This is a genomic window from Hydrogenophaga sp. A37 (genome assembly GCF_002001205.1).
In the GTDB taxonomy this organism is placed as follows: Bacteria; Pseudomonadota; Gammaproteobacteria; order Burkholderiales; family Burkholderiaceae_C; genus Hydrogenophaga.
The window spans coordinates 1-12489 of the sequence record NZ_MUNZ01000163.1; the positions used below are offsets into that span (position 1 = coordinate 1).

Below are 12489 nucleotides of genomic sequence, written 5' to 3' on the forward strand. Positions count from 1 at the left end.
GGCTTTATTTGCGGCTGAAGCTGGCGGCGTCTTCCACGTTGCCGCTGCCCTTGTAGGTGGCAACGGTGGGGTAGGCGCACAGAGGGCGGCTGCGGTTGGGAGCCCACTCGGCGGGCACTTCCGCGTTTGCGCCGCCGGGGTTGCCGACGCCGCGCGCCGTGGCCACCACGGCCTGCGGTGCCTGGCCTTGTTCGACCCATTTCACCAGCGGCGAGAGCAGGTCGAACTGGTCGGTGGACAGACCGCCGCTGCAGTGCGCCATGCCGGGCACGGGGAAGAAGCGCACGAAGCTGTCGGCTTTGCCGCCCATGGCCTTGTCCAGGCGCAGCATCCACTGGCGCGTGTCTTCGGCGGAGAAGATCGCGTCGGCCACGCCGTGGTAGATCACCATCTTCACGCCACGGTCCTTGAGCTTTGCGACGTTGACCGGGTTGTCATTGCCGGGCGGGGTCATGAGCGACAGGCCCGACTCGCGGTACACGTCGTTGGTGGCGCTGAACATGGGCAGGCGGGCCGAGATGTCGACCTTGAGCGGGTCGAACATGCCCGGTGGCACGCTGAACACGGTGCCGACCGACAGCGGGTCGAGCGCGACCGAGTTGGCAAACTTCCACAGGCCCCAGTTGTCACCGACCAGGCCGGGATCGACCGGGAAGGCCGAGTAGATGGCCTGGCCGTCGGTGGTGCGGCCACCGGCGAACACGTTGGCGATCACCGTCTTCTGCGCCGCGCTCAGGCACTGGCCGTTGCGGTCACCGGTGCAGGTGGGCACATCGGTGGCCAGCTTGAAGCTGGTCTGGCAGGCCTGTGTGGCCTGCACCAGGCCGTCCTTCGCGCCGTCGAGTGCGTCGCACTTGGCGAGCAAGGCGTCGGCCACCAGCTTGCGCTCGGCCTTGGTGAAGGCGCCACTCAGGTCGGGGATCTTGGCGGTCGGGTTGAGCGGGTGCTGGGTGGTGGCACCGGGCACCGCCAGCGGCGCCCATTGCTGCGCGCCCCAGAGCTGGGCCAGCGCCGCGTTGGGCAGGCGGTAGCCGGGGGCGCCGATCAGGTAGCCGTCGTAGGCCTGGCCGCGCGCGGCCTCGACCATGGCGTGGCGGCCGCCGTTGGAGCAGCCGCCGAGGTAAGAGCGGTCGGGGCCCTTGCCGTAGGCGGTGGCGATCAGCGCCTTGGCCATGGGGGTGAGCTTGGCGACCGCCTGGTAACCGTAATCCAGCCGCGACTGTGCTTCGAGGCCGAAGTAGGGTGTCTGCGGGCCACTGTGGCCTGCGTCCGAGCTGATGACGGCAAAGCCCTGCATCAGCGCGCTGGTCAGCGGACCGCCGCCCAGCGCGCCTTCGGCCGGACGCACCGCGCCATCCAACCCGCCGTTGCCCTGGTAATAGAAGCGCCCGTTCCAGGCCTTGGGCAGGCGCATCTCGAAGCCGATGGCGTAGTCGCGCCCGTCGCTGCCCTTGCGCTTGTGCATCGCGCCTTTGACGAGGCAGTGCTCGGCCACCGGGTTGCCGCCGGTGGGCTGCGCCGGTGCGGCACCCTGTGGCAGCGGACGCGAGTGTTCGTGCCCGCCCAGCCGCAGCGTGCCGGAGGCCACCACGGTCGCTGAGTCGATGGCGGTCTGGTCGTGCCGGAAGCTGGCTGCCAGGGTTTCACACTGCTGCAGGGCGGCGCCTTTGGCGACACCGGTCGGGCCTCCAGCGGGCGCCGGGCCCATCTGGGAGCAGGCGCTCAGGGCCAGGGCCGGCAAGGCGACCAGGGCCAGGCGTGCGGATGCGTTCGGATGCTTCATGGGGATGCCTCGTGCAAGGGGGATGGACGCGCGACGCTGCGATCAGGACTCGGCGGTGAAACCGATCTTCTTGACCAGCGGGCCCCACAAGTCGAAGTAGTACTTCATGCTCTTGGCCATCTCTTCCGGCGAGCCGCCGACCGGCACCATGGCGGAGATGGCCAGGCTGTCGATGACGCTCTTTTCCTTGAGTGCGGCGTTGATGGCCTGGTTGGCGCTGGTGACCACGGCGGCGGGCGTCTTGGCCGGCGCATAGAAACCGAACCACTCCTCCACCACCAGGTCGGGGAAGCCTTGCTCAGCGAAGGTGGGCACCTCCGGCACGAAGAGCGAGCGCTGCTTGCCCGAGGTGGCGATGATGCGCAGCTTGCCGGCCTTGTGGTTGGGCAGGAAGTCGCCGTGGGGCGTGAACATGCTGGCGAGCTGGCCGCCGATCACGTCGGTGATGCCGGGGATGGAGCCGCGGTAGGGCACGTGCTTGAGATCCACGTTGGCCTCCAGGCCCAGCAGCGCGCCCAGGAAGTGCGGCGTGGAGCCGGCGGCGGGCGAGCCGTAGTTCGCCAGCGAGGGGTTGGCCTTGCACCAGGCCAGGTAGTCCTTCACCGTCTTCACCGTGGCCGGCACCATGGGGCCGACGGCCAGGCCGTGCGCGAGCATCGAGGCCATGGCCACGGGCATCAGGTCTTTGAAGGGGTCGTAGCTCAGCTGTTTGTAGATGTGCGGGTAGATCGACATCATCGAATACGGCGTGAGCAGCAGCGTGGCGCCATCGGGCGCGGCGTTCTTGACGGTCTCGACGGCGATGCGACCCGCCGCGCCGGTCTTGTTCTCGACCACGGCGGCGTTCTTGGTGTAGGCGGTGCCGCCCAGCTTTTCACCGATGCGGCGGCTGGTGACGTCGGCGCTGCCGCCGGCGGGAAAACCGTTGACGATCTTGACCTGCTCCAGCCCCTGGGCAAAGGCGTTCTGCAGACCGAGGCCGCCCAGCAAAGCGGAGCCGGCGGTGGCCTGGATGAGGTGACGGCGATGGATGTTCATGGGGTTGTCTCCTGTTGAGGTGGGTTGAAAAATGAGGGTTCTTCTCTGAGAACTTCAGCTGCACAGGGCCTGGATGTCGGCCGGGATCGGAATGGCTTTGATGCGGTCGGGTTCGCCGGGGGGGTGAACCACGAAGGCTCGGGTTTCGGTGCCTTCACAGAGCACCGTGTCATCGCGGCGGATGACGTGGTGGTGGGTAAAGACCTTGGCGCGCCATTCGCTCACATGCGTGTGGACGCGCAGACGGTCTCCGTACGAGGCGGGGTGGAAGAAGCGGCTGCGCACCTCCAGCAGCGGCGTGCCCACGATGCCGCGCGTGCGGATCAGTTCGCGCCAGGGCGGCACACCGCACTGGCGAAAAAAGTTCAACGACGAGGCGTCCATCCACTTCGAGAAGTTCGGGTAGAAGACGATGCCTGCCGGGTCGCAGTCACCGAACATCACCTCGACCTCGTAGACGACGACCTTGCTCATCAGCGTGGCGCCATTCGGAGCGCACCGTCCAGGCGGATCACTTCGCCGTTGAGGTGGCCGTTGGTCACGATGTGTGCGGCCAACTGCGCGAACTCTTCGGGTTTGCCCAGGCGCGATGGGAACGGGATCGACGCGGCCAGCGACTGCTGCACCGCCTCGGGCAACTGCTTCATCAACGGCGTGGCAAACAGGCCGGGCGCCACAGTGCACACGCGGATGCCGTGCTGTGCCAGATCGCGTGCCATGGGCAGCGTCATGCCGACCAGGCCACCCTTGGAGGCGCTGTAGGCCTGCTGACCCACCTGGCCGTCGAAGGCCGCCACCGAGGCGGTGAACATCATCACGCCGCGCTCGCCGTCTTCCATGGGGGCCAGCTTCACGCACTCGGCGGCAAACAGGCGGCTGATGTTGTAGCTGCCGATCAGGTTGACGTTGATCACCTTGGCGAAGTCTTCCAGCGGTGCGGCGTTGCCGTCTTTGCCGACGACGCGCTTGGCGGTGCCGATGCCGGCGATGTTCATCAGGATGCGCGCCGGGCCGTGGGCCGCGGCCGCTTTGGTGATGGCGGCGGTCACGCTCTCGGTGTTGGTGATGTCGCAGGCGCAGGCCACGCCGCCGATCTCGGCCGCCACTGTCTCGGCCAGCGCGGTGTTGACGTCGAGCACGGCGACCTTGGCGCCCTGGCGGGCGAGCTCGCGCGCGACGGCTTCGCCCAGGCCGGAGGCGCCGCCGGTGACGAGTGCTGCGTGTCCTTGGATGTTCATGGTGGTGTTCGCTTTCAGGCTTGGGGTTTGATGATGTTCGGAGCGGTGTCGGCGTGCAGGGCCTGCACCAGCGCATCGCGGTGCTTGAGCACCATGCGCTGGTTGATCGAACCCTTGTCGGTGATCTCACCCAGATCGATGGACGGTGGCTCGGCCAGCAAGATGGCGCGCGCGATGCGCGTGGCGCTGCCGGTGGCCGTCTTGGCCAGCTCGGTGATGAGGTGCTGGAAGTGTTCTTTCACGTAGGCGTTGTCCAGCACCTCGGCCATCGGCGCGCTGGCGGGCAGGCCGCTCAGGGTGCGCACGTGCTGGGTCGGGAAGATCATCGCGCCCACTTCCTTCAAGTTCAGGCCGGTGAGCACCACGTCCTGCACATAGGGGGCGCCAGCGGCGATCACCTTGGCGCGCATCGGGCCCACGCTGACGAAGGTGCCGGTGCTGAGCTTGAAGTCTTCGGCGATGCGGCCGTCAAAGCGCAGGCCCTTGTGCACGTTGTCAGGGTCGATCCAGGTCACGGCGTCGCCGCTGCAGAAGAAGCCTTCTTCGTCAAAGGCTTCTTGCGTCGCCTCGTCGCCGCGCCAGTAGCCCGGGGTCACGTTCGGCCCCTTGTAGCGCACCTCGATCTTGCCGTCCATGTCGACCAGCTTGATCTCCAACCCGGGCGTGGGCACGCCCAGGTCGCCGGCCTTAACGTCGGCGCTGTTGACGGAGAGCGCGAACGGGCCGGACTCGGTCATGCCCAGGCCGGTGCACATCACGATGCGCTCGCCGATCTCGCGCTCCTGGCATTCATGCAGCGCGTCCCAGATCGGTTGCGACAAAGCGGCCGCGGCGTAGAAGAACATGCGCACGCGGCTGAGCAGGTTCTTGCGCAGCACGTCGTCGGTCTTCATCACGTCGGCGATCACCTCGAAGCCGGTGGGCACGTTGAAGTACACGGTGGGCGCGATCTCGCGCAGGTTGCGCAGGGTCTCGCCCATGAGCGCGGGCACCGGCTTGCCGTCGTCGATGTAGAGCGTGCCGCCGTTGTAGACCACCATGCCGAAGTTGTGGTTGCCGCCGAAGGTGTGGTTCCAGGGCAGCCAGTCCACCAGCACCAGAGGGTCCAGCGTCAGCGGCGTCATGGACTGGCGCATCTGCTGCTGGTTGGCGCACCACATGCGGTGCGTGTTGATCACCGCCTTGGGCATCTTGGTCGAGCCCGAGGTGAACAGGAACTTGGCGATGGTGTCCGGGCTGACGCGGGCGTGAGCCTCGTCCACCGCGTCAGTGGGCTCGGTGGCCAGCAGCTGCTCGAACGACAGCAGTTCGCCCGCGGGCCGGCTGTAGCCGCCCAGGGAAGTGAGCACCACGGCGCAGTCGGCCGGCACCGCGGCGTTGAGCGCCTTGGCGTAGCGGGCGCCGTCGCTGGCGAACACCAGGCCCGGGGTGAGTGTGCTCATCACGTGCTTGAGCTTGCCGTGGTCGGTGCTGACGGTGGAGTAGGCCGGCGAGGTGGAGCAGTAGGGCACGCCCACGTACAGGCAGGCCAGCGAGAGCAGGGCGTGCTCCAGATCGTTTTCGCTCAGGATCACCACCGGGCGCTCGGCGTTGAGGCCGCGGTCCAGCAACGCCTGGCCGATGCGGCGAGCGCCGTCGAGCGCCTGAGCAAAACTCAGGTGCTGCCAGTCGCCGGTCGTGCCGTCGGCGTGGCGCACGCGGCGCGCGAACAGCGTGCGTTCGGGCACGGTTTTCGCCCAGTGCGCCAGGCGCTCGCCCATGGTGCGGGCGTAGGGCAGCAGTTCGGGTTCACCGCGCATGTAGCGCACGCCGCTGCTGCCTTCGCGCACCACCACGCGGGGCACGCCGAATTCCATGGGCCGGTACTTGTGCGGACGGGTCTCGGTGTTCATGTCTTGTCTCCGGATCGTTGTGGTGGCATGGGGCCCTCGTGGGCCTGGCCCGCTTGCGCAGGCGTTGGGGCGGGAGAGTGGAAAGGGGCAGGCTCAGCCTCGTTGCACCTTGTTGGCGCGGCCTTCCAGGAAGGCCTTCACGCGCTCCTTGGCCTCGGGCGCGGACTGGGCGATGGCGGCCATCAGTGCTTCGGTCATCAGGCCGTGGTCGGCGGTCTGGTCGGCAATGCGCGGCAGCACGTGGGTGAGCGCGAAGTTGGTGGTGGGCGCGTTCTGCGCGATCTTCTCCGCCAGCTCGATCGCCTTGTTCAGCGCCTGGCCCGCGGGGACGAGGTACTGCGCGAAGCCGGCGCGTTCGCCGTCTTGCGCGTTGTAGACGCGGCCGGTCAACATCATGTCGGTCATGCGCGCGACGCCCACCAGGCGCGGCACCCGCACCGAGCCGCCGCCGCCCACGAAGATGCCGCGCGAGCCTTCTGGCAGCGCATAGAAGGTGGACTCGTCGGCCACGCGGATGTGGGTCGCGCTGGCCAGCTCCAGGCCGCCGCCCACCACCGCGCCGTGCAGCGCAGCGACCACCGGCACCGGGCCGAACTGCACCGCTTCGAGCGCCTTGTGCCACATGCGCGAGTGGTGCATGCCTTGCACCGCGTCGCGCTCGCTGAGTTCGCTCAGGTCCAGCCCGGCGCAGAAGTGTTCGCCTTCGCCTTCGATCACGGCCGCCTTGACCTCAGGGCCAAAGCCCTCGAAGACGTTGCGCAGGCTCAGGACCAGGCCGTCGTTGATGGCGTTTCGCTTGGCTGGGCGGGTGAGCCGGATGATCGCCACGGCGCCCCGGATTTCAAGGGAAAGGTCGGCGGAAATGGCGGTGATCGACATGGAGGTTCCTTGCTCAAACGAAAATATCTGGTTATAGTTTATAACCAAATACCGGAAGCCACAACACGCAAACCGGTCGTTTTCCCCGGGACTAGGGTTTGTCCTAGGTCGTGGTTCAAGACCCGTTTTCAGCGGGCCATTTCTTTGACATCTTCACAGGAGACAAGCCGAATGCAAGCCTTCATTCCCTACGGTATCTATTGGTCCACGCCCTTCGCCAAGTGGCAGGGCTCGCTGGCCAACATGAATGCCCTGCCGCTGGCCGCAGCGGTCGGCAAACAGGCGCTGGCCACGCGCGGTTTCGACATGGCGCAGATCGACCTGGGTCTGCTGGGCATGACCAACCCGCAGAAGGGCAGCTTCTATGGCCTGCCCTACGTGACCGGCCTGATGGGCATCGACCGCGTGGCCGGCCCCACGGTGCAGCAGGCCTGCGCCACCAGTGTGCGCGCGCTGCAGATGGCCGCACAGGAAGTGGTGTGCGGCACCGCGCAATGCGCGCTGCTGGTGATGGCGGACCGCCAGTCCAACGGGCCGGTGGTGTACTACCCCGACCCCTCGGGCACGGGCGGCTACGGCATCACCGAACACTGGGTGCCCGACAACATGGGCAACGATCCCTATGCGAAAAACCCGATGCTGCAGACCGGCGAAAACGTGGCCGCGCGCTACGGCATCGGCACCGCCGAACAGCACGAACTCAAGCTGCACCGCTACCACCAGTACCTGGACGCGCTGGCCAACGACCGCGCCTTCCAGAAGCGCTACATGGTGGACGCGCCGCTGTCGGACTCGAAGTTCCGCAAGCAGACCGGAGCGCTCGGGGTGGACGAGGGCATCTTCCCCACCACGGCCGAAGGCCTGGCCAAACTCAAGCCGGTGAAAGAGGGCGGCACCATCACCTTCGGTGGCCAGACCCACCCGGCCGACGGCAACGCCGGTGCCATCGTGACCACCCGCGAGCGGGCCCGTGAGGCCGCCACCGACAAGGGCATTGAGGTCGAGATCCTCGGCTTCGGCATGTCGCGGGTCGAGCCCGGTTTCATGCCCATGGCGCCGTCGCCCGCCGCGATCAACGCCATGAAGAACGCCGGCCTGGAGATCGGTGGCATCGACGTCATCAAGACCCACAACCCCTTTGCCGTGAACGACATCGCGCTGGCGCGCGACACCGGCTTTGCTTGGCAGAAGATGAACAACTACGGCAGCTCCATCATCTGGGGCCATCCGCAGGCGCCCACGGGCCTGCGCGCCATCATCGAGATGATCGAAGAGCTGGTGCTGCGCGGCGGCGGTGTGGGCCTGTTCACCGGCTGCGCCGCAGGCGACAGCGGCTACGCCACCGTGATCCGTGTGACCGACAGCCGAAAGGATTGATGCCATGAAACACTTCTCTGCCCGCTTCTCCAACGCCTGGCTGCTTGATGGCGTGCGCACGCCCTTGGTGGACTACTGCGGCGCCCTCGGGGCGATCTCGCCCACCGACATGGGCATCAAGGTCGCGCGCGCCGTGATTGAGCGCGCCGGCGTGGCCGCCAGCGACGTGGATTCGGTGGTCACCGGCTCCATGGCGCAGGCCGACTTCGACGCCTTCGTGCTGCCGCGCCACATCGGCCTGTACGCGGGCGTGCCCATGGCGGTGCCGGCGATCCTGGCGCAGCGCATCTGCGGCACCGGCTTCGAGCTGTTCCGCCAGGCGGCCGACCAGATCGCGCTGGGTTACTCCGAACTGGCGCTGGTGGTCGGCACCGAGTCCATGACGCGCAACCCCATTGCCGCCTACACCCACCGCAGCGGCTTCAAGCTGGGCGCGCCGGTGGAGTTCAAGGACTTCCTGGTCGAGGCGCTGAACGACACCGCCGGCCCGATCACCATGATCGAGACCGCCGAGAACCTGGCCAAGCAATACGGCATCAGCCGTGCCGACGTGGACGCCTTCGCCGCGCAGTCGTTCGAACGCGCGCTCAAGGCCCAGGCCGACGGTTTCCACGCGGGCGAGATCGTGCCCGTGGTCAACGAAGACTTTGCGCTGGACGGGTACCACACGCGCGGCATCCGCCTGCCGCGCAAGGTGGACCAGGTGGCCCACGACACCCACCCCCGGCCCTCGCCGGTGGAAGCCCTGGCCAAGCTGCGACCGGTGTACGCCGGTGGTGTGCAGACGGCGGGCAACAGCTCCGCGCTGGTGGACGGCGCCGTGGGCGCCCTGGTGGCCAGCGATGCCTACGTGAAGCGCAACGGCTTGAAGCCGCTGGCCCGCCTGGTGGGCGCCGCCGCAGTGGGTGTGCCGCCCGAGATCATGGGCATCGGCCCGGCGCCGGCCATCCGCGCGCTGCTGGAGCGCTGCGAGCTCACGCTGGACGACATCGGCCTGTTCGAGATCAACGAGGCCCAGGGCGCGCAGACGCTGGCGGTGGAGCGTGAGCTCGGGCTGGACCGCGACAAGCTCAACGTGAACGGCGGCGCCATTGCGCTGGGTCACCCGCTGGCCGCCACCGGCGTGCGCCTGACCGTGACGCTGGCGCGCGAGCTCAAGCGCCGTGGGCTGCGCTACGGCATTTCGTCGGCCTGTGTGGGCGGTGGCCAAGGCATGGCGCTGCTGATTGAGGTCTGAGCGGGCTCCCCCCGCCGCGCTTCGCGCGACCCCCCAAGGGGGCGCTGCCATTGGACCGGCGGAGCCGGATCTTTGGCAGCCCTGGGTTGGGGGCTGGCGCTCCGGCTTGTTTGTTTTTTTGAATCTGTTTTTTGGAGACACCCATGAAAGTCATCACCGCCGACGAAGCCGGCGCCCTCATTGCCGACGACGCCACGATTTTTCTGGGCGGCCTGGCTGTCACCAGCCTGCCGGAAGAGGTGTTGCAGGGCGTGGAGCGCACGTTCCTGAACACCGGGCATCCGCGCAACCTGACCACCTGGGCCTGTGGCGCGGTGGGCAATTCGGGCGAGGCGGGCATGAAGCACTTTGCGCACGCGGGCATGATCAAGCGCGTGATCGCGGGTCACTTCGGCCAGACCGGCAAGGAGATGATGAAGATGGTGTTCGACGGTGAGATCGAGGCCTACAACTTCCCGCAAGGCTCGCTCTCGCACCTCACGCGCCAGATCGCCAACCGCTCGCCCGGCCTGCTGACCCAGGTGGGCCTGGGCACCTTCGTGGACCCGCGGCTGGAAGGCGGCAAGATGAACAGCCGCTCCACCGAAGACCTGGTCAAGCTGGTGGAGTTCGAGGGGCAGGAGTGGCTGTACTACGCCCCGCCCAAGATCGACGTGGCCATCATCCGTGGCACGCTGGCCGACGAACGCGGCAACATCACGCTGGACAAGGAAGGCATGTTGCTGGAACAGCTCTCCATTGCGCAGGCGGCCAAGCGCTGGGGCGGCATCGTGATCTGCCAGGTGGAAGCGGTGGTCAAGGCCGGCAGCCTGCACCCCAAGGCGGTCAAGGTGCCGGGCCTGCTGGTGGACTACGTGGTGATCGGCAAGCCCGAGAACCACATGCAATCCATCGCCACCCAGTTCAACCCCGCGCTGTGCGGCGACATCCGCGTGCCCACCGGCAGCATGGCGCCCATGCCGCTGGACGAGCGCAAGGTGATCGCGCGGCGCGCGGCCATGGAGGTCACGCCCGGCGCCATCACCAACCTGGGCATCGGCATCCCCGCCGGCATCCCCACCGTGGCGGCGGAAGAGGGCGTGTCGGACCTGCTCACGCTGTCCATCGAATCGGGCGTGAACGGCGGCATTCCCGCGCAGCTGGGCGACTTCGGCCTGGCCTACAACGCCGAGTCCATCATCGAGCAGAGTGCCCAGTTCGATTTTTACGATGGTGGCGGCCTTGACGCCAGCTTCCTGGGCCTGGCTCAGACCGACCTGCATGGCAACGTCAACGTGAGCAAGTTCAATGGCCGGCCGGTGGGTTGCGGTGGTTTCGTCAACATCACGCGTTCGACGAAGAAACTGGTGTTCTGCGGCAGCTTCACCGCCGGCGGGCTGGATGTGACCGTGGGTGACGGCAAGCTCACCATCGTCAAGGAGGGCAAGGCCCGCAAGTTCATCGAGCAGGTGGAGCAGATCACCTTCAACGGCCACGACGCCGCATTGCGCGAACAGCAGGTGGTGTTCATCACCGAGCGCGCGGTGTTCCGCCTGCGCGAGGACGGCCTGGAGCTGACCGAGATCGCACCCGGCGTGGACCTGGAGCGCGACGTGCTGGCCCACATGGCCTTCAAACCCATCATCAAAGACTTGAAGACCATGGACCCGGGCATCTTCAGCGAGCAGTGGGGCGGGCTGCGCGGTTTTCTCCATGTGGCCTGAAACACCCCCGCGGCGCTTCGTTGTCTTCGTCTCAACTTAGGGGTAAGTCCTAGGCAGTCAGCACGCTTATTGTTATGGAAAATAACGATTGGCGGCATTCCTGAAAGGGTTGCCTTTCAGTCATCCGGCCCGCGAGCGGGCCCAACCGGACATATTCATGCAATCCTGGACATTCAAAGTGGCGGCGCTGGCCTTGGCGGTGTCGGCCAGTGCGGGCGCGTTCGCGCAAGAAGTCACCCTGCGCCTGCACCAGTTCCTGCCCCAGCAGGGCACGGTGCCTTCCAAGGCGCTGGCGCCCTGGGCCAAGAAGATCGAAGAAGAATCCAAGGGCCGCATCAAGATCCAGATGTACCCCTCGATGCAGCTGGGCGGCACGCCCCCGCAGCTGTTCGACCAGGCGCGCGATGGCGTGGTCGACATCGTCTGGACCTTGCAGGGCTACACCCCCGGGCGTTTCCCCAAGACGGAAGTGTTTGAGCTGCCCTTCATTGCCGGCCTGTCGGCCGAAAAGACCTCGCGCGCGCTATGGGACTATGTCCAGAAGAACGCGATGGACGAGTACAAGGACGTGCACGTGCTGGCCTTCCACACCCACGGCCCGGGCCTGTTCCACACCAAGCAGCCGGTGGTCGGCCTGGAAAGCCTGCGCGGCATGAAGATCCGCGGCGGCACGCGGGTGGTCAACAGCATGCTGGTCAAGCTGGGCGCCACGCCCGTGGGCATGCCCGTGCCGGCCGTGACCGATGCCTTGTCCAAAGGCACCATCGACGGCACCACCATTCCCTGGGAGGTGGCCCCGGCCCTGAAGGTGCAGGAGCTGGTGAAGAACCACACGACGTTCGCCGGTGACCGAGCCCTCTACGTGACGACCTTCGTGGTGGCCATGAACAAGGCCGCTTACAACAAGCTGCCGGCCGACCTGAAGAAGGTGATTGACGACAACTCGGGGGCCGAGTTCAGCGCCCAGATCGCGCGCACCCAGGACGTGGGCGACAACGTCGGGCGTGATCTGGCCGTCAAGGCCGGCAACAAGATCACCGAGCTGGAACTGGCCGAGGTTCAGCGCTGGAAACGCACCGCGAGCACGGTGGAATCCGACTGGATCAAGGACATGCAGGCCAAGAATGTCGACGGTGGCAAGCTGGTCTCCGAAGCCAAGGCCCTGATCGGCAAGTACGAGAAGTGATGATGAAGAAGACCGCCGAAAGGCGGTCTTTTTTTTTGGTGCGCCCAGCATGGGCGCACACCTGCGGGTGCAAGTCCCGCTGCGAGCTGGTCACAGTGAGCAAAGTGAAGCGCAACTGCGTGAGGGCGACCGAGCGTAGGAAGGAAGCGTGGAGCG

Annotated in this window: 10 protein-coding genes; 4 read left to right on the forward strand and 6 right to left on the reverse strand. The window is 66.9% G+C overall.

Annotated features, from left to right (window positions below):
- Positions 1-4: 4 nt before the first annotated feature.
- The 6 genes from B0E41_RS22075 to B0E41_RS22100 all read right to left on the reverse strand — a co-directional run bounded on the left by B0E41_RS22075 (position 5) and on the right by B0E41_RS22100 (position 6830).
- Positions 5-1783, reverse strand: coding sequence for a tannase/feruloyl esterase family alpha/beta hydrolase (locus B0E41_RS22075; protein WP_077334519.1), 1779 nt, complete (start codon positions 1781-1783; stop codon positions 5-7).
- 42 nt (positions 1784-1825) lie between these two features.
- Positions 1826-2821, reverse strand: a complete 996-nt coding sequence (locus B0E41_RS22080; protein ID WP_077334521.1) for a Bug family tripartite tricarboxylate transporter substrate binding protein — start codon at positions 2819-2821, stop codon at positions 1826-1828.
- Positions 2822-2875: 54 nt separating this feature from the next.
- The gene (locus B0E41_RS22085) at positions 2876-3295 is read right to left on the reverse strand and encodes an acyl-CoA thioesterase (protein WP_077334523.1); all 420 of its coding nucleotides are present in this window, start codon (positions 3293-3295) and stop codon (positions 2876-2878) included.
- Positions 3295-4059 (reverse strand): SDR family NAD(P)-dependent oxidoreductase, encoded by a 765-nt coding sequence (locus tag B0E41_RS22090; protein ID WP_077334525.1) that lies wholly within the window; start codon positions 4057-4059, stop codon positions 3295-3297. Before B0E41_RS22090 ends, B0E41_RS22085 begins: the two co-directional genes overlap by 1 nt.
- 14 nt (positions 4060-4073) lie before the next feature.
- Positions 4074-5951, reverse strand: a complete 1878-nt coding sequence (locus tag B0E41_RS22095; protein WP_077334527.1) for a feruloyl-CoA synthase — start codon at positions 5949-5951, stop codon at positions 4074-4076.
- Positions 5952-6044: 93 nt separating this feature from the next.
- Positions 6045-6830 (reverse strand): crotonase/enoyl-CoA hydratase family protein, encoded by a 786-nt coding sequence (locus tag B0E41_RS22100; protein ID WP_077334529.1) that lies wholly within the window; start codon positions 6828-6830, stop codon positions 6045-6047.
- Between the two features lie 171 nt (positions 6831-7001).
- Between B0E41_RS22100 and B0E41_RS22105 the strand changes: the two genes are divergently transcribed.
- The 4 genes from B0E41_RS22105 to B0E41_RS22120 all read left to right on the forward strand — a co-directional run bounded on the left by B0E41_RS22105 (position 7002) and on the right by B0E41_RS22120 (position 12333).
- Complete coding sequence (locus B0E41_RS22105; protein WP_077334531.1) at positions 7002-8207, forward strand: thiolase family protein; 1206 nt, start codon at positions 7002-7004, stop codon at positions 8205-8207.
- A gap of 4 nt (positions 8208-8211) precedes the next feature.
- A complete protein-coding gene (locus tag B0E41_RS22110) occupies positions 8212-9444 on the forward strand; it encodes a thiolase family protein (RefSeq protein ID WP_077334533.1) in 1233 nt (410 codons plus the stop codon).
- 143 nt (positions 9445-9587) lie between these two features.
- On the forward strand, positions 9588-11147 hold the full coding sequence (locus B0E41_RS22115) for a CoA-transferase (protein ID WP_077334535.1): 1560 nt from the start codon (positions 9588-9590) through the stop codon (positions 11145-11147).
- A gap of 157 nt (positions 11148-11304) precedes the next feature.
- On the forward strand, positions 11305-12333 hold the full coding sequence (locus B0E41_RS22120; RefSeq protein WP_077334537.1) for a TRAP transporter substrate-binding protein: 1029 nt from the start codon (positions 11305-11307) through the stop codon (positions 12331-12333).
- The last annotated feature ends 156 nt before the right edge of the window (positions 12334-12489 follow it).

What these genes read in the sequence shown, in the direction of transcription:
- B0E41_RS22075 (WP_077334519.1), bottom strand. Translation starts at nt 1,783, where the DNA reads ATGAAGCATCCGAACGCATCCGCACGCCTGGCCCTGGTCGCCTTGCCG.
- B0E41_RS22080 (WP_077334521.1), bottom strand. Translation starts at nt 2,821, where the DNA reads ATGAACATCCATCGCCGTCACCTCATCCAGGCCACCGCCGGCTCCGCT.
- B0E41_RS22085 (WP_077334523.1), bottom strand. Translation starts at nt 3,295, where the DNA reads ATGAGCAAGGTCGTCGTCTACGAGGTCGAGGTGATGTTCGGTGACTGC.
- B0E41_RS22090 (WP_077334525.1), bottom strand. Translation starts at nt 4,059, where the DNA reads ATGAACATCCAAGGACACGCAGCACTCGTCACCGGCGGCGCCTCCGGC.
- B0E41_RS22095 (WP_077334527.1), bottom strand. Translation starts at nt 5,951, where the DNA reads ATGAACACCGAGACCCGTCCGCACAAGTACCGGCCCATGGAATTCGGC.
- B0E41_RS22100 (WP_077334529.1), bottom strand. Translation starts at nt 6,830, where the DNA reads ATGTCGATCACCGCCATTTCCGCCGACCTTTCCCTTGAAATCCGGGGC.
- B0E41_RS22105 (WP_077334531.1), top strand. Translation starts at nt 7,002, where the DNA reads ATGCAAGCCTTCATTCCCTACGGTATCTATTGGTCCACGCCCTTCGCC.
- B0E41_RS22110 (WP_077334533.1), top strand. Translation starts at nt 8,212, where the DNA reads ATGAAACACTTCTCTGCCCGCTTCTCCAACGCCTGGCTGCTTGATGGC.
- B0E41_RS22115 (WP_077334535.1), top strand. Translation starts at nt 9,588, where the DNA reads ATGAAAGTCATCACCGCCGACGAAGCCGGCGCCCTCATTGCCGACGAC.
- B0E41_RS22120 (WP_077334537.1), top strand. Translation starts at nt 11,305, where the DNA reads ATGCAATCCTGGACATTCAAAGTGGCGGCGCTGGCCTTGGCGGTGTCG.